This window comes from Dietzia sp. 179-F 9C3 NHS, from assembly GCF_045369825.1.
Taxonomy (GTDB): domain Bacteria; phylum Actinomycetota; class Actinomycetes; order Mycobacteriales; family Mycobacteriaceae; genus Dietzia.
On sequence record NZ_JBIQES010000009.1, the window covers coordinates 82,854 to 108,951 of the forward strand.

19 protein-coding genes and 1 pseudogene are annotated in these 26,098 nt (G+C 71.2%); 12 read left to right on the forward strand and 8 right to left on the reverse strand.

All coding sequences use genetic code 11. From position 1 onward, the window contains the following. Positions 1 to 11 precede the first annotated feature (11 nt). The 4 genes from ACH0BZ_RS12300 to ACH0BZ_RS12315 all read left to right on the forward strand — a co-directional run bounded on the left by ACH0BZ_RS12300 (position 12) and on the right by ACH0BZ_RS12315 (position 5,421). Entirely contained in the window at positions 12 to 1,268 is a 1,257-nt protein-coding gene (locus tag ACH0BZ_RS12300) for an acyl-CoA dehydrogenase family protein (RefSeq protein ID WP_406898741.1), read from the forward strand. A 1-nt stretch (position 1,269) separates the two neighbouring features. After that, positions 1,270 to 2,373, forward strand: coding sequence for an acyl-CoA dehydrogenase family protein (locus ACH0BZ_RS12305; RefSeq protein ID WP_406898743.1), 1,104 nt, complete (start codon positions 1,270 to 1,272; stop codon positions 2,371 to 2,373). After that, the gene (locus tag ACH0BZ_RS12310) at positions 2,370 to 4,127 is read left to right on the forward strand and encodes an AMP-binding protein (protein ID WP_406898744.1); all 1,758 of its coding nucleotides are present in this window, start codon (positions 2,370 to 2,372) and stop codon (positions 4,125 to 4,127) included. The genes ACH0BZ_RS12305 and ACH0BZ_RS12310 overlap by 4 nt, the downstream gene beginning before the upstream one ends. A gap of 421 nt (positions 4,128 to 4,548) precedes the next feature. After that, positions 4,549 to 5,421: an endonuclease domain-containing protein gene (locus ACH0BZ_RS12315; protein WP_406898746.1), complete on the forward strand. Its 873-nt coding sequence runs from the start codon at positions 4,549 to 4,551 to the stop codon at positions 5,419 to 5,421. A 176-nt stretch (positions 5,422 to 5,597) separates the two neighbouring features. Here the strand turns inward: ACH0BZ_RS12315 and ACH0BZ_RS12320 are convergent, their stop codons facing one another. Next, positions 5,598 to 6,704 (reverse strand): NAD(P)H-dependent flavin oxidoreductase, encoded by a 1,107-nt coding sequence (locus ACH0BZ_RS12320; RefSeq protein WP_406898803.1) that lies wholly within the window; start codon positions 6,702 to 6,704, stop codon positions 5,598 to 5,600. An 11-nt stretch (positions 6,705 to 6,715) separates the two neighbouring features. After that, positions 6,716 to 8,353, reverse strand: coding sequence for an acyl-CoA synthetase (locus ACH0BZ_RS12325; protein WP_406898747.1), 1,638 nt, complete (start codon positions 8,351 to 8,353; stop codon positions 6,716 to 6,718). Between the two features lie 80 nt (positions 8,354 to 8,433). Here ACH0BZ_RS12325 and ACH0BZ_RS12330 point away from each other — a divergent pair, with 80 nt between their 5' ends. From ACH0BZ_RS12330 to ACH0BZ_RS12340, 3 genes are all read left to right on the forward strand, one after another. Continuing rightward, positions 8,434 to 9,240, forward strand: a complete 807-nt coding sequence (locus tag ACH0BZ_RS12330; protein WP_406898748.1) for a crotonase/enoyl-CoA hydratase family protein — start codon at positions 8,434 to 8,436, stop codon at positions 9,238 to 9,240. A gap of 91 nt (positions 9,241 to 9,331) precedes the next feature. Further along, positions 9,332 to 9,709, forward strand: a complete 378-nt coding sequence (locus ACH0BZ_RS12335; RefSeq protein ID WP_406898750.1) for a response regulator transcription factor — start codon at positions 9,332 to 9,334, stop codon at positions 9,707 to 9,709. Beyond that, positions 9,706 to 11,727: a sensor histidine kinase gene (locus ACH0BZ_RS12340; protein WP_406898751.1), complete on the forward strand. Its 2,022-nt coding sequence runs from the start codon at positions 9,706 to 9,708 to the stop codon at positions 11,725 to 11,727. The genes ACH0BZ_RS12335 and ACH0BZ_RS12340 overlap by 4 nt, the downstream gene beginning before the upstream one ends. Here ACH0BZ_RS12340 and ACH0BZ_RS12345 read toward each other — a convergent pair. After that, positions 11,704 to 13,164 carry an aldehyde dehydrogenase family protein gene (locus tag ACH0BZ_RS12345; RefSeq protein WP_406898752.1) on the reverse strand — a complete coding sequence of 487 codons (1,461 nt, stop codon included), beginning with the start codon at positions 13,162 to 13,164 and terminating at the stop codon, positions 11,704 to 11,706. The two genes, ACH0BZ_RS12340 and ACH0BZ_RS12345, sit on opposite strands and share 24 nt — an antisense overlap. Before the next feature lie 563 nt (positions 13,165 to 13,727). On the opposite strand from ACH0BZ_RS12345, the gene ACH0BZ_RS12350 reads away from it, so the two are divergent. After that, positions 13,728 to 14,627, forward strand: coding sequence for a hypothetical protein (locus ACH0BZ_RS12350; protein WP_406898806.1), 900 nt, complete (start codon positions 13,728 to 13,730; stop codon positions 14,625 to 14,627). Positions 14,628 to 14,815: 188 nt separating this feature from the next. On the opposite strand, the pseudogene ACH0BZ_RS12355 reads toward ACH0BZ_RS12350, so the two are convergent. Next, a pseudogene (locus ACH0BZ_RS12355) lies at positions 14,816 to 14,992 on the reverse strand (Ig-like domain repeat protein); the annotation flags it as partial. Here ACH0BZ_RS12355 and ACH0BZ_RS12360 point away from each other — a divergent pair. After that, positions 14,952 to 15,083: a hypothetical protein gene (locus ACH0BZ_RS12360; protein WP_406898808.1), complete on the forward strand. Its 132-nt coding sequence runs from the start codon at positions 14,952 to 14,954 to the stop codon at positions 15,081 to 15,083. The pseudogene ACH0BZ_RS12355 and the gene ACH0BZ_RS12360 sit on opposite strands and share 41 nt — an antisense overlap. Before the next feature lie 848 nt (positions 15,084 to 15,931). On the opposite strand, the gene ACH0BZ_RS12365 is transcribed toward ACH0BZ_RS12360, so the two are convergent. After that, a complete protein-coding gene (locus ACH0BZ_RS12365; protein ID WP_406898754.1) occupies positions 15,932 to 17,041 on the reverse strand; it encodes an Ig-like domain-containing protein in 1,110 nt (369 codons plus the stop codon). Positions 17,042 to 17,826: 785 nt separating this feature from the next. On the opposite strand from ACH0BZ_RS12365, the gene ACH0BZ_RS12370 reads away from it, so the two are divergent. After that, positions 17,827 to 21,666 (forward strand): Ig-like domain repeat protein, encoded by a 3,840-nt coding sequence (locus ACH0BZ_RS12370; protein ID WP_406898756.1) that lies wholly within the window; start codon positions 17,827 to 17,829, stop codon positions 21,664 to 21,666. A gap of 299 nt (positions 21,667 to 21,965) precedes the next feature. Here the strand turns inward: ACH0BZ_RS12370 and ACH0BZ_RS12375 are convergent, their stop codons facing one another. Continuing rightward, positions 21,966 to 23,561, reverse strand: a complete 1,596-nt coding sequence (locus tag ACH0BZ_RS12375) for an acyl-CoA synthetase (RefSeq protein WP_406898757.1) — start codon at positions 23,559 to 23,561, stop codon at positions 21,966 to 21,968. A gap of 117 nt (positions 23,562 to 23,678) precedes the next feature. On the opposite strand from ACH0BZ_RS12375, the gene ACH0BZ_RS12380 reads away from it, so the two are divergent. Continuing rightward, complete coding sequence (locus tag ACH0BZ_RS12380) at positions 23,679 to 24,557, forward strand: DUF1707 domain-containing protein (protein WP_406898758.1); 879 nt, start codon at positions 23,679 to 23,681, stop codon at positions 24,555 to 24,557. 93 nt (positions 24,558 to 24,650) lie between these two features. Next, entirely contained in the window at positions 24,651 to 25,586 is a 936-nt protein-coding gene (locus ACH0BZ_RS12385; protein ID WP_406898759.1) for a DUF1707 domain-containing protein, read from the forward strand. Positions 25,587 to 25,595: 9 nt separating this feature from the next. Here ACH0BZ_RS12385 and ACH0BZ_RS12390 read toward each other — a convergent pair whose 3' ends face one another. Beyond that, entirely contained in the window at positions 25,596 to 25,850 is a 255-nt protein-coding gene (locus ACH0BZ_RS12390) for a hypothetical protein (protein ID WP_406898761.1), read from the reverse strand. Beyond that, positions 25,832 to 26,092 carry a ribbon-helix-helix protein, CopG family gene (locus tag ACH0BZ_RS12395; RefSeq protein ID WP_406898762.1) on the reverse strand — a complete coding sequence of 87 codons (261 nt, stop codon included), beginning with the start codon at positions 26,090 to 26,092 and terminating at the stop codon, positions 25,832 to 25,834. Before ACH0BZ_RS12395 ends, ACH0BZ_RS12390 begins: the two co-directional genes overlap by 19 nt. Between the last annotated feature and the right edge of the window lie 6 nt (positions 26,093 to 26,098).

The following is a 26,098-nucleotide window of genomic DNA, read 5'->3' on the forward strand; positions in this document are numbered from 1 at the left end:
GCTTAGGGCATATGGACATCACTTACACCCCCGACCAACAGCGGCTGCGCGCCGAACTGCGCGAGTACTTCTCGCGGCTCATGACGCCCGAGCGCCGCACGTCCTTCACCTCCACCACCGGCGAGTACGGCCACGGCAGCGCCTACCGCGACATCGTGGCCGAGATGGGCCGCGACGGCTGGCTCACCCTGGGCTGGCCCGAGGAGTTCGGCGGCCGCGCCCGCCCGATGATCGAGCAGCTCATCTTTACCGACGAGGCAGCCATCGCCGGCGTCCCCGTGCCCTTCCTCACCATCAACTCGGTGGCGCCCACGATCATGGCGTTCGGCTCCGACGAGCAGAAGGCCTACTTCCTGCCCCGCATCAGTCGCGGCGAACTACACTTCGGCATCGGCTACTCCGAGCCCGACTCCGGCACCGACCTCGCCTCGCTCAAGACCCGCGCGGTGAAGGAGGCCGGCTCCGGCGAGCACGAGGGCACCGACGTCTACCGCATCAACGGGCAGAAGATGTGGACCTCCCTCGTCGCGTACGCCGACTGGATCTGGCTCGCGGCGCGGACCGATCCCGAGGCCAAGCGGCACAAGGGCATCTCCATGATCGTCGTGCCCACCACCGCCGAGGGCTTCTCGTGGACGCCCGTTCGGACCATGGCCGGGCCGGACACCAGCGCCACCTACTACGAGGACGTCGTGGTGCCCGCCTCCAACCTCGTGGGCCCCGAACACGGCGGCTGGCCGCTCATGACCAACCAACTCAACCACGAGCGCGTGGCCCTGACCTCGGCGGGGCCGCTGCAGGCCTCGCTGCGGCAGGTGCTCGCGTGGGCGCGCGAGACCCGCTCCGCGGACGTCGGGCTGCCCGGCTCCGGCGTGGTGCTCGACCACGAGTGGGTGCGCTCGCACCTGGCCCGCGTCCACGCCATGGCCGAGTACCTGGCGCTGCGCAACTGGGAGATCGTCAGTGCCGACGACGCCACGCCCACCCGGATCGCGGCGTCGGCGACCAAGGTCTACGGCACCGAGACCGCGACCGAGGCCTACCGCCTGCTCATGGAGGTACTCGGGTCCAGCGGCTACCAGCGCGCCCACTCCCCGACGGCCGCCCTGCACGGGCGGATCGAGCGGCTGCACCGCTCGGCGCTCATCCTCACCTTTGGCGGCGGCACCAACGAGGTGCAGCGCGACATCATCGCCACGGCCGGTCTGGGCCTGCCGCCCGCCCCGCGCGTGGCGCCCGCCCCGGCTCCGGCCCGGAAGGACGGCTGACATGGACTTCCGCATCAGTGACGACATCCGAGAGCTCACCGGCCTCGTCCGTGACATGGGCGAGAAGCTGGTGACCGACGGGTCCCTGCGCGAGCTCGACGCCCGCTTCGGCCCCGGCACCGAGTCCGGCGGCACCGACCGTTCCGACGCCCGCTTCCACGCGGGACTGTGGTCCGCGCTCGCCGAGGGCGGGGTGCCGAGCGCGCTCGCGCCCGAGTCCTGCGGCGGCGCCGCGCTCGGGGTGGTCGCGGAGGCGCTCGTGCTCCGCGAGCTCGGCCGCGTACTGGCGCCCGTGCCGCTCTCGCCCGCCGTCCGCGCCACGCACCTGCTCGATGCGGCGGGGCTCGGCGACCGCGCCGCCGCCGTCGCCGAGGGCCGGGAGATCGCGGCCGTCGCCGACCCCGGCGCCCACGGCCCGGCGCCCGAGGTGGACTGGGCCCCGATCGCGGACGTGGTCGTGCAGCCCGCGGACGACGGCCTGCGCGTCGCCGACCGTGCGTCGGTGCAGGTCGAGCGCACCGTGCCCGTGGACTACTCGTGCGCGGGCCTGGTCACCGGCCAGCTCGGCGACGCCACCGCCCTACCCCAGGGCGCCGCCGCGACCGACGCCCTGCGTCGCCGCGTCCACCTGGCCGCGTACCAGTGGGGCGTGGTCGAGGCCGCGCTCGAGCGCACCGCCGCCTACGCCTCCCAGCGCCGCCAGTTCGGCCGGCCCATCGGCTCGTTCCAGGCGGTCGCGGCGCGACTGGCGGACGGCTCGATCGACGTGGACGCGGTCCGGCTCGCGACGCTGCGCGCCGCCTTCGAGCTCGACGCCTGTAGCGGCCCGGACTCGTCGAGCGCGGCGGGCCGCGGAGCCCCGGGTCCCGCCGCCCGCTCGGCCGTGGCTTCCGCCCACTTCTGGGCCTGCGAGACCGGGCACCGGCTCGCGCACTCGACCGTGCACATCCACGGCGGCGTGGGCCTGGACCGCTCCGAGCCCGCCCACCGCTACTTCCTGGCCGCCAAGGCCGGCGAGTTCCGCCTCGGCGGCGCGACCCGGCAGCTGCTCGACCTGGGCGAGGTGCTGGCGGCGCACGGCGATCCGTGGGAGCGACACACGTGACGGGGGCGATCCGCACGATCGCCGACTACGCCGGTGGCCCGGAACGCTCCGTCGCCGCCGCGATCCACGCCCTCGCCGGCGCGGACACGTGCCCCGCCCGCGGCTCTGACGGGCCGCGCGGCATCTGGTCCGAGGGCGAGCTCCTGCCCTGGCCGGACGCGGTCCGGGCGGCGGCGACGCGGATCGCGGCGCTGCGCGAGCTGCTGGCCTCGTCGTCGTCACAGGGCGGGGCCCCGCCGGGCGGCTCGCCGCGCCCTCCCCACGTCGGCGTGCTGCTACCGGGCGTCCCCGAGTACCTCCACCTGCTCGCGGCCGCGGCGTGCTCCGAGCTCGTGGTGGCCGGGCTCAACCCCACGCGCCGCGGCGAGGCCCTGGCGCGCGACGCCGCGCTCGCCGACTGCGCCGTGGTGCTCACCGACGCCGACCACGCCCCGCTGCTCGACGCCCTCGATCCGGGGGTGCCCGTTGTGGACGTGGACTCCCCCGAGTGGACGGCGCTGCTCGAGCGGCACGCGGGCGCCGGGCTCCCCGACCCCGCCGACGTGCCGGTGGGGCCCGACGACCTGGTGGCGCTGGTGTTCACCTCGGGCACGAGCGGCGACCCCAAGGCCGTGCGGATCACGCAGTCCAAGATCGCCGTGCCGGGGCGGATGCTCGCCGAGCGGTTCGGGATCGGCGCCGACGACTGCGTGTACAGCGCCATGCCGCTCTTCCACTCCAACGCCGTGATGGTGGCGTGGCCGATCGCCCTGTTCTCGGGCTGCTCGATCGCGGTGCGGCGACGGTTCTCGGTCTCCGGCTGGCTCGACGACGTCCGCCGCTACAGGTGTACCTTCGCCAACTACGTCGGCGCCCCGCTCTCCTACGTGCTGGCCACGCCCGAACGCGACGACGACGCCGACAACCCCATGCGCGTGGTCTACGGCAACGAGGCCCCGCCGGACGTCCGGCGCGAGTTCGCCCGCCGGTTCGGCGTGACCGTGGTGGACGGCTTCGGCTCCAGCGAGGGCGGCGTGTCCGTGACCCGCACCCCCGACACCCCGGAGTCCGCACTCGGGCCGCTGCCCGACGGCGTGCGCGTGGTGGACGTGGAGACCGGCGCCGAGTGCCCGCGGGCCGTGTTCTCCGACGAGGGCGTCCTGGTGAACGCCCACGAGGCGGTGGGCGAGATGGTCGCCGACGGCCCCGGCCTGTTCGCCGGCTACTACAACGACCCGGCGGCCGACGCCTCGCGGCTGAGGGACGGCCGGTTCTGGAGCGGCGACCTGGCCTACGTGGACGCCGAGGGATACGTCTACTTCGCCGGCCGCTCCGGCGGGTGGATGCGGGTCGACGGCGAGAACCTCGCGGCCGCCCCGATCGAGCGCGTGCTGCGCCGGCACCCCGACGTGGCCGAGGTGGGCGTCTACGCGGTGCCCGCCGAGGTGGTGCGCGGGCCGGGTGCGATCGGGGACGACGTGGCCGCGGCGGTCGTGCCGCGCGCGGGTGCGGACGCCGCGGCGGTCGATGCCGGGTTCGCTGCCGGGTTCGCCGCCGGGTTCGCTGCCGGGTTCGGGGAGTTCCTCGCCGCGCAGGCCGACCTGGGGCCCAAGCAGTGGCCGTCGCTGCTGCGCGTGACCGCGGACCTGCCCCGCACCGCGAGCTTCAAGTTCCGGGCCCGTGACCTCACCTCGCTCGGGGCCGAGCCAGCCGGCGACCGGGTGTTCCTCCGCGCCCCGGGTACAACCGTCTTCGAGGCCCACTCCCCCGGCTGACCTCGTCCACCCCGCGCCTGCGCGCGGCCCGCCCCCGCCGGCCCGCCCCCACCGGGCCGCCCCCACCGGGCCGCCCCCACCGGGTTGCCCCCACCGGGTTGCCCCCACCGGGTTGTGCATCCCTGTTGTCGGGCGCACTCGGGTTTGCGCTTCCGTTCGGTTACCAAGAAGAAGCGCAACCCGGGGAGCGAGGGACCGAGAGGAAGCGCAACCCGGGCGGGGCGCACTCGGAAGATGCGCGGCCGGACGGGAAAGACGGGGAATCGGGTCGCCGAGGTGGGGGCCTCGTCGTCGTCTCCCGGCGGCGCTTCGATGACCAGCGAGTCCATCCATTCCACATGGCCCCGGCGCACCCACAGTTCGACCGCGTTCGGCACGGTGACGGGGCCGACGACCTCGGGGAGCCGGAGATGCTCGGTCCGTGTACCTTGACGACCCGCACGATCCGCGCCCCCGCCCGTCCCGACTCGCCCCCACGCCGGCCGTGTCGGGTCCCGCGCTCGCAGAGCTCCGGCGATCGGAACGCCGGAACGCGTTCCGCTCGGTCACCACCGGCCTCGTGCTCCCGGTGGATCACCCGGACGACCTCCGCGCGCGATCCCTCGCGGTGGCGTCGTTGTATCCGGAGGCGGTGTTGTGCGGATGGTCGGCGGTCGCGGTACACGGCGGACCCCATCCCGACGACGCGCCACCCGAGATCTGTGTGGGGAAGAGCATGCGGCGCCGGGCGGGAATTCGGATCCGTCGGTTCGTCGTTCCGGAGGCCGCCGTCACGACGGTGGCGGGAGCGCGCGTCACCACGCCCCGGTGGACGGCCTTTGACCTGGCCCGGTTTCTGCCGTTCGAGGACGCGGTGATCGCTGTGGAATCACTGCACGGCCGCATCCTGCGCCTCGAGCACATGGACGAGACCATCGCGGCCGTGGCCGGGCGCTGGGGCGCGGCGCGGGCGAGGCGCGTGTTCGCCGTGGCCGACGGTCGGTCGCAGTCGCCGATGGAGACCCGGGTGCGAATGACACTCGCGGCCGCCGGTTTCACCGACCTCGTACCGCAGGTCGAGGTCGCCGGCCTGGGCTACCACCTCGACCTGGCGGACCGCCACCGGAAAATTGCCGTGGAGTACGACGGCGACGGCCACTTCGCCGACCCCGCACGCATCAAGAGAGATATCCGGCGGCGAAACCGGCTCCTCGCGCAGGGGTGGACCGTGATCGTGGTGACCAAGGAGATGTACTACCGCAATCGCGCAGAGATGATCCGGCTCGTGGCCGAGGCTTACGCCTCGAGAGCATGACCTCCCCGCCGGGTTGTGCATCCGAAATGTCGAGTGGTGCAGGGGTTGTGCATCCCGACTGCGCCCAATCGGATGCACAACCCAGCGAGGATGCACAACCCGGCGGGCGGGCGCCCAATCGGATGCACAACCCGGAGGGGATGCGCAACCCGGCGGGCGGGCACAACCCGGCGGGGCTAGCCCAGCGTGCCGCGCAACCGCTCGACGGCGGCGGAGTACTCGTCGACGATCTGCGCCATGGTGTCGGCGACCGGGACGATCCCGTCGAGCGAGCCGATGATCTGCCCGGCGGGCATGGCCACGACCTCGGGATCCTGCGCCTCGGAGATGCGCTGGTGAGCCTCGGCCACGAGCACGTTCTGCAGCGGCATGGGCAGGGCGTCGGGCGCGCCCTCGGCCTCCCATGCGTCGGTCCACTTGGAGCGCAGCAGCCGCGCCGGCTTGCCGGAGTAGATGCGCGAGCGGACTGTGTCGCGGCTGGTCGCGCGCAACAGCGCCTGCTGCATGGCCTGGGAACCGCCGTCGTCGGCGTACTCCTGCGCGGTGAGCCAGCGCGAGCCCATCCAGGCGCCCTGCGCGCCCATGCCGATCACGGAGGCGACCTGCGCGCCGTCGCCGAGGCCGCCCGCGGCGAGCACGGGAACCTTCCCGTCGAGCGCGCGGACGATCTCGGGCACGAGCACGATGGTGGCGACCTCGCCGGTGTGGCCGCCGGCCTCGCCGCCCTGGGCCACCACGATGTCGACCCCGTTCTCGACGTGGGCCAGCGCGTGCTTGACCGACCCGGCCAGGGCCGCCACCTTGAGCCCGGCGGCGTGCGACTGCTCGATCACCTCGACGGGCGGCGAGCCGAGGGCGTTGGCGATGAGCACCGGTCGGTGCTTCAGTGCCACCTCGACGTGGGAGGCCGCCACGGAGTGCAGCCAGCCCAGGACACCGGTGTTGCGCGTGTCGTCCTGGTCCAGCGGCGGCACGCCCAGGTCGTCGAGGACGCGGTTGACGAAGGACTTGTGCTCCTCGGGGATCATGGCGCCCAGGTCCACGGCGCTGCCTTCGGTGGGCACCTTGTTGGGCATCACCACGTCCACTCCGTACGGCTTGCCGTCGGTGTTCTCGTCCATCCAGGTGAGAACCTCGTCGAGCTCCGCCGGGTCGTTGTAGCGGACGCAGCCGAGCACGCCCATGCCGCCGGCGCGGGTGACGGCGGCGGCGACGTACTTGGAGGGGGTAAAGGCGAAGATCGGGTATGCGATCCCGAATTCCTCGGCGAGTGGGGTGCTGATGCGGGTGACGGTCACTGGGAGATCTCCTGGCTGTCGTCGGCGGGGCGGGAGGCCGCGATCTCGGCGGCCCACCGGTAGTCGGGCTTGCCCGCGGGGTTGCGCTTGACGCTCTTCTCGACCCACACGGCGCGGGGCACCTTGTAGCGGGCGATCTCCTTGCGGGCGTAGTCGTTGATCTCGTCGATCGGCGGGCAGAGGCCGTCGCGGGTGTGCAATACGGCGGCGACCTTTTGACCCATCCGCTCGTCAGGGACGCCGATCACGAGCGCGTCGTAGACGTCCGGGTGGGTCTTGAGAGCGGCCTCGACCTCCTCGGGGTGGACCTTCTCGCCGCCGGTGTTGATGGACACCGAGCCGCGGCCGAGCATGGTGACGGTGCCGTCGGACTCGACCCGGGCGTCGTCGCCGGGGATCGAGTAGCGCTTGCCGTTGTAGGTCTTGAAGGTCGCGGCGGTCTTGGCCTCGTCCTTGTAGTAGCCGATCGGGATGTGGCCGGTCCGGGCCACCTTGCCGATGACCCCGGAGCCGGGCTCGACCTCGTTGCCGTCGGCGTCGAGGACGGTGGTCTCGCCGTCGATCTTGACCCGCGGCCCGCCGGTGTGGGTCTTGCCCTTCTCGGCGAGCTGGATGCCGGAGAAGCCGGTCTCGGAAGAGCCGATGGAGTCCGAGATCATGGCGCCCGGGAAGGCCTCGATGAACTGGTCCTTGACGGCCGGGGAGAACAGTGCGGCGGAGGAGCCCATGTAGAACAGCGACGACGCGTCGTACTTCTCCGGATCCCAGGCCTCGATCATGGGGCGGGCCATGGCGTCGCCGGTGATGAACATCAGGTTGACCTTGTGGTCGGTGACGGCCTGCCACACGGCGTGCGGGTCGAACTCGGGGATGAGGATGTTGGTGTGGCCGGCGAACAGGGCCATGAGGATCGCCCACTGGGCGCCGCCGTGGATGAGCGGCGGCAGGGCCATGCGGACGAGGACGCCGCCGTCGACGGCCTTGTTGGCCAGCTCCCACTCGTCGGTGACCTTCTCGCCGGTGAGGAAGTCGATGCCGCCGCCGAGGACCATGAACACGTCCTCCTGGCGCCACATGACGCCCTTGGGCGAGCCGGTTGTTCCACCGGTGTAGAGCATGTAGACGTCGTCGTTGGACCGCTCGCCGAAGTCGCGCTCGGGCGACTGGGCGGCCAGCGCGTCCTCGTAGTGGGCCACGGTCACGCCCTCGGGGGTGGCGGGGTCGGGGCCGTCGGTGCCGTCCTCGACCACCACGCAGTGCGTGACGCCCGGGGTGGCGGGGAGGGTATCGGCCAGGACATCGGAGTAACGCCGCTCGTGTACCACCACGACCGAGTCCGAGTTGTTCAACAGGTACTCGAGCTCGGCGGAGACGTACCGGTAGTTGATGTTGACCATGACGGCCCGGATCTTGAAGATCGCGACCATGGCCTCGACGGCCTCGATGGTGTTGCGGCTGTAGACCGCCACCTTGTCGTCGGGCCCCACGCCCACGGACTGCAGGTGGTGCGCGAGCCGGTTGGCCCGGTCCTCGAGTTCCTGGAACGTGTAGGAGCGGTCCCCCTGGACCAGGACGACCCGGTCCGGGACGCGGTCCACGCTGTGTTCGACGAGATCTCCGATGGTGTACGCCATGGCCCCCAAACTAGAACGTGTTACCGTCTGGCGTGACGGAAACCACTGATTCCCGTCTCGACCCTGTGCCAGGAGGCCTCATGACCAGCGCCGTCACCCCGGAGGACCAGCATCTGCTCACGGAGCGGCGGGGGCACGTCCTCGTCGTCACCATGAACCGTCCCGAGGCACGCAACGCGCTCTCCGGTCCCATGATGCGCGGCATGGAGGCGGCCTGGGACCTCGTGGACTCGGACCCGGAGATCCGGGCGTGCATCCTCACGGGCGCGGGCGGGTTCTTCTGCGCGGGCGCGGACCTCAAGGCCATGAACTCGGAGGCCCCCGGCGACAAGTTCGCGAAGGGTGGCTGGGACCTCACGCGCCTGCCGGCGCTGCTCAAGGGCCGGCGCCTGACCAAGCCGCTCATCGCGGCGGTGGAGGGCCCGGCGATCGCCGGCGGCACCGAGATCCTGCAGGGCACCGACATCCGCGTGGCCGGGCGCAGCGCGACGTTCGGCGTCTCGGAGGCGCGGTGGGGCCTGTACCCGCTGGGCGGCTCGGCGGTGCGGCTGCCGCGGCAGATCCCGTACACGGTGGCCATGGAGATCCTGCTCACCGGCCGACACCTCACCGCCGAGGAGGCGGAGCGGTTCGGCCTCGTGGGGCACGTGGTGGACGACGGCGAGGCGCTCGACACCGCGATGGGGATCGCCGAGAAGATCGCCGCCAACGGCCCGCTCGCGGTGCAGGCCATGATGCGCACGATCCGTGCGTCCGAGGGGTTGCACGAGGAGGAGGCGTTCCGGATCGACGCCGAGGAGGGCGGCAGGGTCTTTGCCTCCGCCGACGCCAAGGAGGGCCCGCGCGCCTTCGCCGAGAAGCGGGCGCCGCAGTTCCGCGGCGAGTGACCCGGCGGTGCGGCGACCCTGGGCCACTGACCCCGCGCGCGTGGCGCGCCCCGTAGGCTGGGGCGAACCCCGTACGCAGGAGCCCTGAATCGTGAACCCACCGGTCGCACGGATCCTCGTCGCCGACGACGACGCGGACATCCGCGACCTCGTCGCCACCAAGCTCGAGCTCGGAGGCTACGAGGTGCGCGCGTTCGGCGACGGGCCCGCCGCGCTGGCCGCGATCCGCGAGTGGGAGCCGGACCTGGCGGTGCTGGACATCTCGATGCCGGACGTCGACGGCCTGGACGTGCTGCGCGAGGTGCGCCGCGACCCGGAGGTCTCCGAGACCCGGATCATCCTGCTCACCGCCCGCGCCACCACCTCCGACCTGGACCTGGGGCTCACCGCGGGTGCGGACGCCTACGTCTTCAAGCCGTTCAGCCCCGCGGACCTGCTGCGGCAGGTGGAGGAGATCCTCGCGACGTGACGCCGCCCGCGGTCCCCGTCGCCGACCGGCTCCACCGCCTGGTGCGCAGCCTCATGTGGATGGTGTGGGTGCTGGCCCTGGTGGGGCCGATGATCATGATCGCGCAGCACTCGGTGAGCGAGCGGATCGCCTTCCGGTACGCGCCGGCGATCGACGAGGCGCACCGGGCGTCGTCCCAGATGTACGCGGCCCAGTCGGACCTGCGGCTCTACCGCCACACCGAGGACCCGGAGGTCGTGGCCGACTTCCCCCAGCGGCGCGAGGAGTCCCTCCGGCACCTGGGGCACCTGCGGGACCGCGCCCCGGGCGAGGGTGCACGGGAGCTCGCCGTGCGCGCGGACGAGGCGGCGCGGGCGTGGTGGGACGAGGCGGACCGGATCGCCGGCCTGGTCCGCGAGGGCCGGCCGTCGGACCTGGCGGCGCCGAGCGCCCACTTCACCGAGTTCACCGACGCCACCGCCGAGCTGCTCTCCGGCCTCGAGGACCGGCGGCAGCTGCTGCGGAACGTGCGGCAGGCGATCGTCGCCGCGAGCGTCCTGCTGGGGCTGGCCGCGATGGCGGCCGTCACGGTGTACGGGCGGCGGCGGCAGCGCCGGGCCACGGAGTCGATCGTGGCGCCGATCCAGGCACTCGACCAGGTGGTGGCTCGCCAGCGGGCCGGCGACGAGGACGCCCGCGCGGACGAGAGCCGCGGCCCCACCGAGGTGCGGAGGCTGGCGGCGGAGCTCAATTCGTTGCTCGACCAGACCCGCGGGTTCGAGCGCGAGCAGGTGCACCTGGCGACCATGCAGTCGGTGACGCTGCGGGCGGGCCAGCGGCTGCGGGAGACGTCGGTGGTGGCGGTGGCCGTGGAGGCGATCGTCCGCGAGATCGCGGAGGCGGTGGGCTGCGACCTGTGCGTGCTGCGGTACCGCGCGCCGTCCGGCGAGGAGGTGACCCGGTTCCACGCGGACCCGGCGGGGCCCTACGCGGCGCTGGGTGACGACGAGGTGGTGCGGATGCTCCCCGCGACGCCGCCGGAGCCGTCCGCCCATCGCACGGTGGTCAACCCGTCCGCGATGCCGCCCGGGTCGCCGCGGTCCATGATGATCGTCCCCATCCGCCTGGGCCGGGAGCGCCTGGGCAGCATCCTGGTGGCCGACGAGAAGGGCCCGCACCCGTGGCGCGGCGCGGACACCTCGGCGCTGGAGCTCATCGCCGGCAAGGTGGCGCGCACCTTGTTCGAGCGGGTCGCCTACGAGGCGGAGCGGGAGAACGTGCGCCAGCTCCGCGAGCTGGACCGCCAGAAGGACGCCTTTGTCTCCACCGTGAGCCACGAGCTGCGGACGCCGCTCACCTCGATCTCCGGCTACGCCGAGATGCTGGCGCACGGCGCGGCCGGCGAGCTCACGCCCGAGCAGCTCCGCCTGGTGGAGGTGATCGACCGCAACACGCACCGCCTGCAGGGGCTCATCGAGGACATCCTGCTGTTGTCCACCATCGAGGCCAACGACGCCCGGGCCGCGCACCACGAGGTCGACATGGCCGCCGTGGCGCAGGACGTGGGTGAGAACCTCCTGCCGGTGGCCGGGCGGAAGGACGTGGACCTCGTCGTCGTCGCCCCCCACCCCGCCCCCGTGGAGGGCGACCCGGCGCACCTCGAGCGGGCCCTGTCCAACCTCGTGTCCAACGCGGTCAAGTTCACGCCCTCCGGCGGCCGGGTGCGGGTCTCCGTGGCCACCACCGACGGCCGGGTGGTGGCCACGGTCGAGGACTCGGGCATCGGAATCCCGGCCGCGCAGGTTCCGGAGCTGTTCAACCGCTTCTACCGGGCCTCCAACGCGGAGACCGCGTCCATCCCGGGCACGGGCCTGGGCCTGTCGATCGTGCGGCAGATCGCGGTGGAGCACCGCGGCACGGTGCGGGTGACCTCCCGCGAGGGCGAGGGCTCCACGTTCCACCTGGATCTGCCGGCCGCCGGCGCCGCCGGGGCGGCCGACGCCGAGCCCGCCGACTCAGCCGAGGAGCCGGGTGCGTAGCCGCATGGCGGCAAAGTAGAGCGACGCCTGCCGCTTCTTGTCCGGCCCGAACGGCGGGACCATGAACTCGGCGGCCGAGTAGTCGAAGCGGTGCATGGCCACGGCCCGCTCGTGGGTAAAGGTCCGGAAGCCGTGGTGGCCGTGGTAGTTGCCCGTGCCTGAGTTGCCGACGCCGCCAAAGGGGATGGCGGAGGAGACCATGCCGATGCCGAAGTCGTTGCCGTAGATGTTGCCGGAGCGGGTGCGGTCGGCGACGGTCTCGAAGCGGTCGTTCTGCTCCCCGTACCAGTAGAGGACGAGCGGGCTGGGACGGGCGGTGATGTACCGGATGGGCTCCTCGACGCTCTGGTAGCCGAAGACGGTGAGGACGGGGCCGAACACCTCGTCGGAGTCGATGTCCATCTCCGGGGTGACGCCGGTGAGCAGGGTGGGCGCGATCTTGCGGGTGACCGGGTCTGGCAGGCTCTCCCCCGCCGGTGCCGCCTCCTGCTTGGTGGCGCCTTTGGCCACGGCGTCGTCGATCAGGCCCACGATCCGCTCGTAGTTGGAGTCGTTGACCACGGCCGTGTACTCGGGGTTGCCGGCGATGGCCGGAAGGGTGCTGCGCCACTGGTCCAGGACGATCTCGCAGAAACGGTCCATGTCCTGCTGGGGCACCCACACGTAGTCGGGGCACATGCACACCTGGCCGCCGTTGACGAGGCGGGAGGAGGCGAGGTTGCGGGCGGTGCGCTCGATGTCCGCGCTCGTGTCCACGATCACCGGGTTCTTGCCGCCGAGCTCGAGGGTCACCGGGGTGAGGTTCTCGGCGGCGTCCCGGGCGATGGACTTGCCGACGCCGGGCGAGCCGGTAAAGAAGAGGTGGTCGTACGGGAGGCGGGAGAAGTCGGACCCGCGGCCGTGTTCGGGGCCGGCAAAGGCCAGCTCGTCGACGGCGAAGTATTCGGGCGCCCGGCTGCAGAGCACCTCCGTGGTGTGCGCGGTGACCGAGCTCGGGCGGATCATCACTCGGTTGCCGGCGGCCAGCGCGGAGCCCGCGGGGACGATCGTGAGGTAGAGCGGGAAGTTCCAGGGGCCGATGATCCCCACGACGCCCTTGGGGTCGTGCCGGATCTGTTGGGTAAAGCCCAGGCGGTCCAGGGCCCGCGAGGGGCGGGTGGGCTTCATCCACTTGCGGACGTGGCCGCGCTGGTGGTCCAGGTCCGGGATCGAGGAGGCGATGTCGGAGAGCGTGGAGAGCGTCTCGGGGCGGGAGCCGTAGTCCTCGCGCATGGCCTCGGTGAGCTCGGCGGCGTTGTCCAGGACGAGCTTCTTGAGGCGGCTGATGCGGTCGCGGCGGATCTTGGCGCCGGGCTGCGGGTCGGCGAGGAAGGACTGCTGCTGCCGCTCGAGGATCTGCGCGAGCGTGAGGTCGCGGGCGGTGGGGGTCGTGGCCATGCCACCAGGGTAGAACGTGTTCTCGCCAGGTGCGAGCCCCATGTTCGCGCCCGGCCCGCCTCGCCCTCCGCTGCCCTCCCCGTGCCCACACCGCACTGCCCCGTGCCCGCACCGCACTGCCCACTCCCGTTTGGTCGACACCTCGCCGAATTTGCAGAACTCCCTGTCTGATGTCCGCGCCGAAATCCCTGCGAGACGTACACCGGACTCGCGCCGGTGTTCACCAACTCCCCGCCACTCCAGGAGTGGAGGCATGCGCGCTGACGACGACGCCCGCGAGGAGGCCTAGAGAGAAGAAGGCCCCGGCCCCACCGCCGTGGTGGCGGTGGGGCCGGGGTCTGCCGACTGGGGTACGTCAGCGTCGGCGACTGGTGCGGCCGATGGACAGCCGGCCCATCGATCCGAGCGGCTTGACCGCCGAGCCCACGAGCGGAAGGAGGATCGGGCCGAGGGAGCCGAGCGATCCCGTGCCCGCCGCTACCTGGGCCGAACTCCCCAGGCTGGAACCGGCTGCGCTACCACCCGGCGAGACAGATCCGAGCGAACCGCTTCCGATCGAGCCCGTGCTTCCGGGGGCCGTCACCGTGGTGGTGGTGGCGGGCACGGTCACCGTGGTCGTGACTCCGGGTCCGGCGACCGTGGTGGTGACCGTCTGCGTCGCCGTCTGGGTGACGGTCTCGGTTGCCGTGGCCGTTGTGGTGACCGTCGTCGTACCCGGATCGGCGGTCACGGTCACCGTGGTGGGCATCGTCGACGTCGAGGTCTCCGTCACTGTCGTGGGGACCTGTGTGGTCGTGGTCTCGACCACCGTGGTGGGGATCTCCTTCGTCGTCGTCTCGGTCACGGTCGTGGGAACCATCGACGTCGACGTCTCCGTGACCGTCGTGGGCACCTCGGTGGTGGAGGTCTCCGTCACCGTCGTGGGCACCTGCGTGGTCGAGGTCTCCGTCACCGTCGTAGGCACCTCGGTTGTCGTGGTCTCTGTCGCCGTCGAGGTCTCCGTGACCGTGGTCGGAACCACCGTGGTCTCGGTCTGCGTGGACGTCTCGGTGACCGTGGCCGTGGCGGTCGCGGTGATCGTCGTGGGCACCTCGGTGGTCGTGGTCTCCGTGGCCGTCGAGGTCTCCGTGACCGTGGTCGGAACCACCGTGGTCTCCGTCTGCGTGGACGTGTCGGTGACCGTGGCCGTCTGCGTCACCGTCGTGGGAACCTCGGTCGTCTCGGTCTGGGTGACCGTCGTCGGGACCGTCGTGGTGGCGGTCGCCGTCGTGGTGTCGGTGACCGTCGGCATCTCCGACTGCACCGTCAGGATGGCCGGGGTGGAGGGCTGCGACTCCCCGTACTGGTTGACGGCGGTGGCCGTCACCTCATACTCGCCTGTCCCGGACGGGGCGTTCATCGTGCAGGTGAAGGCTCCGGAGGCGTCGGCGACAACCGGCGCAGGCCCACACGCGACCTGCTGACCGAAGACGTACACCTTGACGGTTCGCCCCGGCTCGGCGTGGCCACTGACGGTGACGATCGATCCCGGCATCACCAGGGACGGGGTCACCGTGACGTCGGTGGGCGCCCCCGGAGGAGGCGGATCCTGCACCGTCACCGTCGTGGCCTGTACGGACTGCGAGGCAGCGGCCTTCGCATTGCCGGCATAGTGCGCGGTCACGGGCACCGCTCCCGCGGTGGACGGGGTCCACGGACACGAGGCCGACCCGGCACCGTCGAGCGTGGTGTCGCACAGGACAGTGTTGCCCGACTTGAATAGAACCGGATCGCCGGCCGACCCACCCGTGACGGTCGCGGAGAGCGTCGTCGCGGTTCCGGTCACCACAGGATTCGGCGTGGCCGTGGCCGAGCTCGTGGTGGTGGGGTTCTTCTTGACGGTGATGGCGGGTCCGCCGTTGAAGTTCTCAAACGTGTAAGTGCCACTGCCGAGGGATCCCGTGTACCAACTGATCGTCGATCCAAGTGGAACCTCACGTGGACAGTTGGCGGACACCCTGAACGTCATAGAGAGGGTCCTCGAGCCGCCCCCCGGCACCCGCCATGACGTGGAGTTGGGAGCCTTCGCCTTGACGTACTGGTACCCCGCAGCCGCCGGGTCCGAGGGAAACACGGTGACATCGGAGACTGCGCCGCCGTTCCAGGTAGTCGATCCGCCGACGTATTCAAGACACTGATGCACGCGGTGATCGACCTCATACACGTACTCGGCTATTATCCCGCTCCTCGTCCATGTCGTGTCGATCCTGACGGTCTCCCCCACGACGGGTGTCGTGTTTTCGACCCACCTTGTGAAGGTTGTATCTCCGTGCTTGTAAGTTGCCGATGCTGGCGCCGCCGACGCGACCAACGACTGTCCGGTGACGAGGAACGCCGCAGCCATCATGATCGTGCTCAGTATCGCCGCTATGCGGCGTGACAGTCTCTTCATGTGAGGGGGCCTCCGGAGGCTGGGGTCGCGGACAGAGAGCGACCGATGACGCGGTGATCCACGCCATACTATCGCACAACGCCGCAGATCAAAACTCGATTTGGAACTAGTGCGGCCGCGTCAACATGCCTCTACGGTGAATCCTGCCGGATTAGTCATCCGTTCAGATGACACTCATGAAGGCTGCCACGGGGCCACGAGGGTCACTTCGTCGTCGTCACATCACAATCCACCCCGCCGGGCCGGGCGAAGTCATCCCACCCTCCTGAAATACGGCGGTGCCCCACCGCGCGAACGCGATGGGGCACCTACCCGGCCCGGCTCGGAGCCGGACCGTCAGTTGTTCGAGAGCGACCCCAGCGAACCCAGCGAGCCGCTGGCGCCCTGGCCGCCACCGAGGATGCCGGTGAGCGAGCCGAGGCTGCCCGAGTTGCCGCCCGGGGTGCCCGGGTCGTCCGACTCACCGGGCTCAGGGGTGTCCGTGGCCGAGGTGACGATCGCCTGCGTGGCGGCCTGCGACGAGATCACCGTCTCCGTACCGGAGAACACCGCGCGGATGGTGCGCTCGCCCTCCGTGGTCGGCTCCCACGCGAGCGTGGCCACGCCGTTCTCGCCGACCGGGACCTCATCGAGGAGGGTGTTGCCGTCGTAGAACTTCACGGTGCCACCGACCGCCGGGTCCACCGTCGCCTGCAGCGTGACAGTGTCGCCGAGATCAACCATCCCGACCTGAGCGAGGGACGTGGTGGACTGCTGCATCTCCGCAGGCTTGGGGGTGACATTCACCTTCGCGCCGATCGCAGCCGATCCGTTGACCCCGGCGCGGCCGGAGAACTCCGCGTCGATCGAGCGATCCCCCTCAACCTCGGGAACCCAGTCGATGGTGACCTTACCGCTAGCGGGCACATCGGCGCTGGCGATGATCTTGCCCTCTTCCTTGAACGTCACCGTGCCGCCGGCGCCGGCCGGAGTAACGGTGGCGGTGAGCTCGGACCTCACGCCGACCTGAGCCGTGTCAGGTGCGTCGATGACGACGGTCGAGTCCACAACCTGCTCAGCGACGGACACCGTTCGCTGCGTGCTCTTGCCGAGGTGCGTGGCCGTCTGCGCGAGCTCCGCGGTCACCGTCTTGGAGCCGGCCGTGGACGGGGTCCACGTCACGGTCGCCTTGCCGTCGGCGACCTTGGCCGGCAACGTCTGGCCGTCGACCTTGAAGGTGACGTCGGAGCCGTTGGGAGCATTGGTGTTGACCCGCAGCGTGGTGGGAGTGTTCACCTCGAGGGCGCCGGGAGCCGCGAGGAAGAACTCGGAGACCGTGGCGCGGTTGACGGTGATGGTGGGGCCAAGCGTTTCCGAGCCACGGTACTGTCCGGCCACAGAGGCGAACTCCGCGCCACCTGCAGGAACCCGCCCGGCGTCACACAAGACCGTGTAATCGGTCTCCATCCAGAACCAGGAACCAACGCCCGGGCCGTTCCACTGCAGGTCCCCATCGGGATACGAGAACTCGCGGTTACCCTCGTGGATAAGTGCACCACCACGCGCCTGTGCCGACGCGGTCCCGGGGACCCGCTGGAAACAATCGGGAGTGTAATCCCGGACCCCGTATAGAAGGTCACCCAAGGAAGTCCGCTCGACGCGCGTGTGAACGGTGACGGTGTCCCCGTAGGTCGGCGACCCCTCACTGATGGTCCGTGTCACCCGGAACTTCGAGGCGAAAGCTCCCGAATACTCCTGGCTCGCCGATACCTCTGCCGCCGAAGCCACCCCAGCCCCGCCGACCACCAGGGCCGCGCCAGCCATCGCCGCCGCGCTCGCCGCAGCGAGGGAGCGGCGCATCATTCCGTGCCTCATGGACTCTCCTTTTGAGTCAGAACACCCGCCGCGATCGGCACTCGGTCGCCGATGAGGGAACACAGACGGTGTGACGCAGCAGACAATATCGCGCCCGGGCGAGAAAATGAAGTCTTATCGAACAATCGTCCATTAACGGTTGAGGCGGCCACTTGGCCGACCGCCCAACGGGACTACCCGCCGCGCGAGAACGTGGTTACCGCAGGACAGGCAGGACTGGTCACCGATAGGACACGACCGCTGGGGCCGGCGTCCGAATTGTTCGCGGAAGGTTCACCGAAATTAGGAGACACCAAGGAGTCGTCAGTAGTAACTTTGACGGTTGTTCCGTCACCTACCGGCGGGCTGGCCCCACCCGCCCTCTCCCAGGAGTTCCGATGTCGACCACTGTCGGCGGCACCCCCACTGCCGCACGCACCACCGGACGGCGCTGGCTGCGCTCGCTTACGGTGATCCTGTCCTCCCTCGCCCTCGTGTTGGGGCTGGCCCCGGCGGTGCACGCCGCGATCTACACGGGCAAGAAGACCATCGATGGGGACTACGACGTCACCCTGCAAATCAATGACAGCTCGCCGCTCAGCCAACCTCGGCCCGGCGGTTTCCTCCACATCGACGTCACGAACTACCAGAACAAGTGTGGCCGCCTTGATACCTCGACCGTTCTGTGGCAGTCGGGAATCCGCGCTCCGGGAGGGTGGACCCACCACTCCCGGGGAGGCCACATCGAGGCCCAGGTGCTTCATCGGAGTCCCAACTGGATCGGCGGACGGATCACCGACATGCCTTTCACAGGCATCAAATGTGAGTCGCGCAACTACTGGATGAAGCTCAATATCCCGAATAACGCCCGGGGCGGACAGGTGTTCCAGTTCGGGGCCGAGTTGGAGAAGAACAGGCTCAGCCCTCGGTGGGCCCACGCTGACGACATCGTCCGCTACACCCTCCCCGCCGTCGAGACCAACATCTCGCCGCTGACCTTCTCGCCGAACCCGGGCCGCCCGGGCGAGCCGGTCACGGCCACGGCCCGCGTCAACGCCACCTACGGCACCAACACCCCGACGGGCACGGTCCGCTTCGTCGTCGAGGGTCAGACCTACACGGCGAACGTCGTCAACGGTGTCGCGACTGCCCAGATCACCCGGCCGACCGCCGGCACCAAGAGCGTCACGGCGAACTTCACCCCCACCAACTCAACGCAGTGGCGGACCTCGTCGACGACGGGAACCTTCAACCTTGACACCGAGAGCACCCAGACCAACCTCACCCTGGAGACCGTCCAGGTGACGGCCGGCGGCACGGTCAACGCCACGGCAGCGGTCACCCCCGCGGACGCACAGGGCGACGTCGAGTTCGAGGTCGCCGGTAAGACGGTCCGCATCGCCGTCGTCAACGGCCGGGCCGAGGCCTCGATCCCCGTCGAGGCGGCCGGCGAGTACACGGTCAACGCCCGCTTCATCCCCACCAACCCGCAGCGTTACTCCGAGAGCTCGGACACCGAGACAGTGGTCGTCTCCGCCGAGGCCACGGAGACCTCGCTCGCCATCTCACCCACGTCGGCGCTCGTCGGTGACGACGTGACCCTCACGGCCACCGTCTCCCCCGCCGCCGAGGGAACCATGACGTTCGTCGTGAACGACGAGACGGTCGAGGTCCCGGTGGCAGACGGCAAGGCGAGCATCACGCGCCAGTTCGACGCCAACGGCCAGTACCCCGCCACCGCGTCGTTCACGCCCGGTGACCCGACGCGCTACGGCCCCAGCTCGGACACCGGCACCGTGGTCATCGACCTCCGCGCCACCGCCACCGAGCTCACGCTCGACCCGGTCACGGTCACGGCCGGCGGCCAGGTCTCGGCCTCCGCGCAGGTGACCCCCGCCGGGGTCGCCGGCCACGTGGTCTTCACGGTGGCCGGCCAGGAACGACGCGTCGCCGTCGATGAGCAGGGCCGCGCCACCGCCGACTTCCAGCTCGACGCCGCCGGCACGCACACGGTCACGGCCACCTTCGAGCCGGCCGACGCGACCAGCTACGCCGAGAGCTCCGACGAGCAGACCGTCACCGTCGAGCTCGAGGGCACCACCACCGAGGTCACCGTCGCCCCGACGGTCGCCCGCGTCGGCGAGCCCACCACCCTCACGGCCACGGTCGCCCCGACCGCGGCCGCGGGAACGGTGACCTTCGAGGTCGACGGCGAGGAGTACCCGGCCGTCGTCGTGGACGGCGTCGCCACCGCCACCCACACCTTCTCCACCACCGGCGAGCACCCGGTCAAGGCCACGTTCACGCCGACCGACACCGACAGGTACGCCACGAGTACCGCCACGGCCACGGCCACGGTGTCGGCGGAGGCCACACAGACCGACCTCACGCTCAGCGAGGTCGAGATGACGGCCGGCGGCACCCTCACCGTCACCGCCGAGGTCAACCCGGCCGGCGCCGCGGGCGAGGTCGTGTTCACCGTGGACGGCCAGACCAAGCGCGTCCCGCTCACCGGCGGCCGGGCGGAGGCCGAGTTCCAGCTCGACGCCACCGGCACGCACACGGTCACCGCGACGTTCGAGCCCACCAACCCGGCCCGCTACACCAGCTCCTCGGACTCCGAGACCGTGTCCGTCGAGTCGGAGAGCACGCAGACCTCCGTCGAGGTCAGCCCCGTCCCCGCGCGGGTCGGCGAGCCCGCCACGCTCAGGGCCACCGTCTCCCCCGCCGGGGCCGCGGGCACGGTGACCTTCGAGGTCGACGACGAGGAGTACACCGTCGAGGTCGCGGACGGCGTCGCCACCGCCACCCACACCTTTACCGAGAACGGCACCTACCCGGTCAGGGCCACCTTCACCCCGGCCCACCCGGACCGCTACGCCGGGAGCAGCGGCACCGCTCAGGCGACGGTCTCCGCGGAGGCCACCGCCACCGACGTCACGGTTACCCCGACGCGCGTCGCCGCGGGCGAGTCGGTCGAGTTCACCGCCACCGTCACCCCGGCCGATGCGGCGGGCACCGTCACCTTCACCCTCGACGGCGTCTCCCGCGACGTCGAGGTGACCGACGGCATGGCCGTGGCGACGTTCCCGGTCACCTCGGGGGGCGAGAAGACGGTGACGGCCGAGTTCACGCCCGCCGACGCCCAGCGCTACGCGCCGAGCGAGGACACCGCCACGTTCAGCGCGCTCTCCGAGATCACCACCACCGACCTCACGGTGTCGCCGGTCTCGGCGCGCGCCGGCCAGGAGGTCGAGCTCACCGCCACCGTCGAGCCCGCGGGCGCGTCCGGCACGGTCGCCTTCACGATCGGCGACGACACGGTCGAGGTGGACGTCGTGGACGGCGTGGCCCGCCACACCGCGACGTTCGCCACCACCGGCGAGCACACGGTGCGGGCGACGTTCACGCCCCACGACACCACCCGGTACGCGGTGAGCACCGACACCGCCACGGTCGTCGTCAGTGCCGAGGCCACCTCCACCCAGGTGGTCGTGGACCCGGTGCGGGCGGTCGCGGGGGACGAGGTCACCGTCACCGCGCGAGTCAACCCGGCCGGCGCGGCGGGCACCGTCACCTTCGACTTCGGCGACGGCACCACCTCCGAGCCGGTCACCGTCACCGGCGGCGTGGCCACCACCACGCACACCTACACCGAGGCCGGCGACTACGAGATCACCGGCAGCTTCACCCCCACCGACCCGGAGCGGTACTCGGCCAGCGAGGACACCACCAACGTCTTCGTCACCCCCGAGCCCGTCGAGCAGGCCGGCACCACGATCAGCCTCGCACCGGTCACCGGCGCCGTCGCCGGCCAACCCGTGGACATCACCGCCACCGTCGGCCCCGAGGGCGTCGCCGGCGAGGTCCGCTTCACCATCGACGGCCGCACCATGGTCGTTCCGGTCACCAACGGCGAGGCCGTGCTCTCCCACACCTTCGCCACCGACGGCGACCACCCGGTGAAGACCGAGTTCGTGCCCACCGACCGCGAGGCCTACGCCGGCAGCGTCGACACCGCCACGGTGACGGTCGCCCCGGCGCCGGTGGATCCGGGCGAGCCCGGTGACCCGGAGGAGCCCGGGTTCCCGCCGACGACCGGCTCGGCCGGCTCGATCGGGGACCTCTTCTTCTGGCTCCCCGGCACGAAGGGCACGCTGGGATCGCACTCCGGCTCGCTCGGCAGCTCCCGTCCGGCGGGCAGCTCGCTACCCACGCTGGCGTCGATCGGTAGCTGACCGCCGCCAACGAGTAAGGCCCCCGTTCACCAGGGACGGGGGCCTTACTCGTCGAGAGGAAGTGACACAGAATCCACCATCATTCGGTGTAGTCTGCGCGCACACCACACCTATTGCCGGATGCATGCTGCCACGCACTCACTCATCCCCGGCGGCGCGGCCAGACCGTCACCGTCACCGTCCCGGGCAAGGTCGTAGTGGAGCCGGAGCCCGAGGTCCCCGAGGACCCCGCTCCCGAGGAGCCCACGGACCCGGGCCTGCTCGGCTCGCTCACGGGATCACTCGGGAGCTAGCGCCGGCTACGCCCAGTACGGATCCTTGAGCGTCCGCTTGACCAGCTTGCCGTTGGCCTGCCGCGGCAGCTCGTCCACCACGTCGATCGAGCGCGGCATCTTGTACTTGGCCAGCCGGGCGCTCAGATCGGAGAGGATCTGCGCCGTGAGCTCGTCGGACTCGGTGTAACCCTCTGCCAGCTCGATGACGGCCTTGACCTCCTCACCCCAGTCGGGGTGCGGGATGCCGAACACGGCGGCGTCGCGCACGGCGGGGTGGCGGGTCATCTCCGCCTCGATCTCGGCCGGGTAGATGTTCACGCCGCCGGAGATGATCATGTCGTTCTTGCGGTCGCAGAGGAACAGGTAGCCGTCCTCATCGACGTACCCGATGTCGCCCATCGTGAACAGCTCGCCGACGTAGGTCTTGGCGGTCTTCTCGGCGTCCTGGTGGTACTCGAACCGCGAGCCGTGCATCTGGAGGTACACGTTGCCGATGTCCCCGGTGGGCAGCTCGTTGCCGTCGTCGTCGAGGATCTTGAGGGTGGTGGTGCGCCACGGCCGCCCCACCGAGCCCGGCTTGCGCAACCACTCCTCGCCGGTGATGGTGCAGCCGCCGCCCTCGGTGCCGGCGTAGTACTCGGTGAGCACCGGGCCCCACCAGTCGAGCATCGCCTGCTTGACGTGCTGGGGGCACGGCGCGGCGCCGTGGACGATCGTCCGCAGGCTCGACACGTCGTACGTCGCCCGCACGTCCTCCGGCAGCTCGAGCAGCCGCGAGAACTGCGTGGGCACCATGTGCGACTGCGTGACCCCGTGGGCCTCGATGAGCCGCAACATCTCCTCCGGCGTCCACTTGTCCATGAGCACCACGGCCTGGCCCAGGTTGAGCGAGATGGCCACAAAGTTGAGCACGGCCGTGTGGTAGAGCGGCGAGCCGCAGATGTGGACGTTGTCCGGTCCCTCGATGCCGAAGCCGGCGAAGAAGTAGTAGTTGGGCACCGTCACCTGGTCCGGGCTCGCCCCGGTGAGCGGTCGCCGCACGCCCTTGGGTCGGCCCGTGGTTCCACTGGTGTAGAGCATCGGCGCGCCGAGCGTGCGGTCCCGCGGCAGCGGGTCGGACCCCTCGGCGGGCGCGGTGAGCTCGGCCAGCGGCCGGAAGCCCGGGACGTCGCCGATCGCGTAGCAGCGCGCGGGGTCGAGCCCGGCCTCGCTGGCGGCGGCGGTGGCCACGTCGGCGAACCGCTCGTCGGCCACGAACACCGTGGAGCCCGAGTTCTCCAGGATGTACGCCACCTCGGGCCCGGTGAGGTGCCAGTTGGCCGGCGCCACGTACAGGCCGATCTCCAGGGCGGCGAAGTACACCTCGAGGAAGCCGATCCCGTTGGGTGCCAGCAGCACGATGCCGTCGCCGGCCGTCAGGCCCAGCGCCTGCAGGCCGCGCGCGTAGCCGTGCGCGGCGTCGGCCAGCTCGCCAAAGGTGACCTGGCGGCCCGACGCCTCGATGACGGCGGTGCGGTGGGGCTCGGCCTCGGCTATCGAATAGACGCTGGTCACGTGCTCCCCGGTGCGGGGGTCGAGGATGCCGGCGTCGGCGGGAACGGACGGGGCGGGCACAGTCATGCCCACCACACTAGAACGTGTTATCGCCACGATGTCGGAACTTCGGCCCAGCACGGCGCACGACGCGCACACGACGGGCACACTACGGGCGCCGGAGGCGGGATTATCCTCGTCGTCATGAGCCCGAATCCCCAACGTCCCTCGCGCTCTCACCCGTCGCCGCGCCGCCGGCTCCGCGCGACCGACGCCCAGCGCGACTCGGTGTGGAAGGCCCTCGACGCCGCCATGACCGACGGCCAACTCGACCGCTTCGAGCACCTCGAGCGGACCCGCGCCGTCCACCGCACCACCTACGTGGACGAGCTGCGCCCCCTCGTGGCCGACCTGCAGGGCGTCTCCGCCGACCTGCCCGACGAGAGCGGCCGCCCGGCCCGCGCCGGGGGCGCCGCCGGGCTCGAGAGGCACGCGGGCGCCAAGCCCGTGGGCGACACGCGCCGGCGCCAGTGGCCGGTCGTGGCGGGCGTCGCCGCCGCCCTCCTGGTGGTGGGCGTCGCGGTGGTCGCCTCCCCTCCCGGTGACACCCCGGGCCCGGGCCTCCCGTCGATCTCCGCCCCCGCCGAGCCGGGCCCGCTCCACACCAGCGAGGGCCTGGAGCGGATGCTCGCCGCCGCCCGCGAGGAGTTCGGCGACGCCCCGATCGACGTCCTCACCGTCCACGGCGACCGCGCGACCCTGATGTACGAGGACCCCACCGAGCCCGGCAAGCGCCTGTCGCACCAGTTCAGCGGGGGCGAGTGGCAGGAGCCCTCCTTCCACTCGCGCACCGAGTCGGCGACGTTCCGGCTCGACGGGATCGACGCCACCACGGTCATGGACGCCCTCCAGTCCGCGCCCGCCGAGCTGGGCCGCGAGGGCGCCCCGGTCAGTCACGTCTCGGTCGCCGGCGACGTGCTGGGCGAGCCCGAGTTCACCGTCGCCGTGCGCGCCGGCGAGCGCCTGGGCACGGTCCGCTACGACCACGACGGCGACGTCCTGCGCGTGGACGCCCCGAACTGATCCCGCCACCGGACTCGGCCGGGCCCCGCCACCAGCTCTGGCCGGACCCGCGCGGGGGTAACGGAATTCTCACCGGCAACTATCCTCGGGGCCATGGCCACCACCTCTGGACCGAAGCCCCTCCGGGCCACGGACGCCGATCGCGCCGCCGTGCTCGACGCCCTGGACACGGCCCACGACTCCGGGCAACTCGACCGCGTGGAGCACTACGAACGCGTCCGCGCGGCCACCGCCGCCCGCCACCTCGACGAGCTCCGTCCGCTGGTGGCCGACCTCCAGGGCAAGGTCCGCCTCCCCGCCGGCCGCACGCCCGCCCGTCGGACGGACACCTCGTCGTCACCCCACCGCACCACCTCCCTCTCCGGCGAGCAGATCCGCACCATCGAGGTGCCTCAGAAGTGGTCCACCCGCAAGAGCGTCGGCGTGCTCACCGTGGTCCTCGCCGGGGCGCTGGGCCTGTTCCTCACGCTGGCGCCGCTGAGCGACGACACGCGGCCGATCGACGACCCCGGCGAGTCCGTGATCTCCCGACCCGCACCCGCGGGGGACGAGGGGACCGGGGGCGACGACGGCGAGGCCCGCGTCTTCGACACCCCCTCGGCGCTCTCGGCGGAGGGCCTCACCCGCATCCGCGACACCGCGCCCGACGCCGCCGGCTCCGAGGTGGCCACCGACCTCGTGGTGTACTCCGAGTACGCCGTCCTCACCTGGCCCGACGCGGAGCACCCCAGCCGCGAGTTCCGCATGACCTACCGCGGCGGCTGGGACGACCGCGACGACTCGCCCGCCTCGCCCCTGCCCGACCCGACGTTCCGGATCGCCGACATCGACCCGGCCCTCGTCGCCTCCACGGTCCGCGGCGCCCCCGAGACCCTCGGGGTCCCCGACCCCACCAGCACGTACGTCATCATCGACGCCGACGAGCAGGGCCTGCCCCAGTACCGGGTGTACGTGAGCAACGAGGTCCACCTGAGCGGCTACCTACTCGTGGACCACACCGGAGAGCCCAAGAGCATCCACGCCCCGTAGACGGCCTCCTCAGTCGAGAAGATCCAGGTAAGCCTTCCGAGCCTTCATTGCGTGGATGATCTCGATAGAACCATCGTCATACCGCAACGCGACGATCTCGAGCACCCGACCCACAGTGTCGAACCCCAGGGCAAGAATGCGTTGTGGATGGTCATCGTCGAGTGGACCGGTCAGCAGCGGAGAATCGAATGCGGTGCGAATTTCCTCTTCGGTCAGGCCATGCTTGAACGCCGACCGCCGGAGGATCACGAGGCCGAGGCCCACTCCGCGAGTGCCCTGCGGATCGCGTCGGACCGGTTGAGGTGCTCGCGCTCCGCACGTGCCATCACGGCTTCGAGCTCAGCGTCCGTCAAACGGACGGGGACGACCTTGGACGTGCCGCCCGCGCGAACCGGCCTGCCCATTCGCGGGCGGAGCCATTCCGGGTCATATCCCTTTTCCGCCTCGTCGACCCACTTGTCGATCTGGCTCTCGGTCACATCGCGACCGTCGATCTTCCGCTCCATGGCGAC

Bases quoted from the DNA above. Each gene is read 5' to 3' on its own strand.
- ACH0BZ_RS12300 (WP_406898741.1), top strand. From the start codon at position 12: ATGGACATCACTTACACCCCCGACCAACAGCGGCTGCGCGCCGAACTG.
- ACH0BZ_RS12305 (WP_406898743.1), top strand. From the start codon at position 1,270: ATGGACTTCCGCATCAGTGACGACATCCGAGAGCTCACCGGCCTCGTC.
- ACH0BZ_RS12325 (WP_406898747.1), bottom strand. From the start codon at position 8,353: ATGGCGTACACCATCGGAGATCTCGTCGAACACAGCGTGGACCGCGTC.
- ACH0BZ_RS12330 (WP_406898748.1), top strand. From the start codon at position 8,434: ATGACCAGCGCCGTCACCCCGGAGGACCAGCATCTGCTCACGGAGCGG.
- ACH0BZ_RS12345 (WP_406898752.1), bottom strand. From the start codon at position 13,164: ATGGCCACGACCCCCACCGCCCGCGACCTCACGCTCGCGCAGATCCTC.
- ACH0BZ_RS12365 (WP_406898754.1), bottom strand. From the start codon at position 17,041: ATGGAGACCGATTACACGGTCTTGTGTGACGCCGGGCGGGTTCCTGCA.
- ACH0BZ_RS12370 (WP_406898756.1), top strand. From the start codon at position 17,827: ATGTCGACCACTGTCGGCGGCACCCCCACTGCCGCACGCACCACCGGA.
- ACH0BZ_RS12375 (WP_406898757.1), bottom strand. From the start codon at position 23,561: ATGACTGTGCCCGCCCCGTCCGTTCCCGCCGACGCCGGCATCCTCGAC.
- ACH0BZ_RS12380 (WP_406898758.1), top strand. From the start codon at position 23,679: ATGAGCCCGAATCCCCAACGTCCCTCGCGCTCTCACCCGTCGCCGCGC.
- ACH0BZ_RS12385 (WP_406898759.1), top strand. From the start codon at position 24,651: ATGGCCACCACCTCTGGACCGAAGCCCCTCCGGGCCACGGACGCCGAT.
- ACH0BZ_RS12395 (WP_406898762.1), bottom strand. From the start codon at position 26,092: ATGGAGCGGAAGATCGACGGTCGCGATGTGACCGAGAGCCAGATCGAC.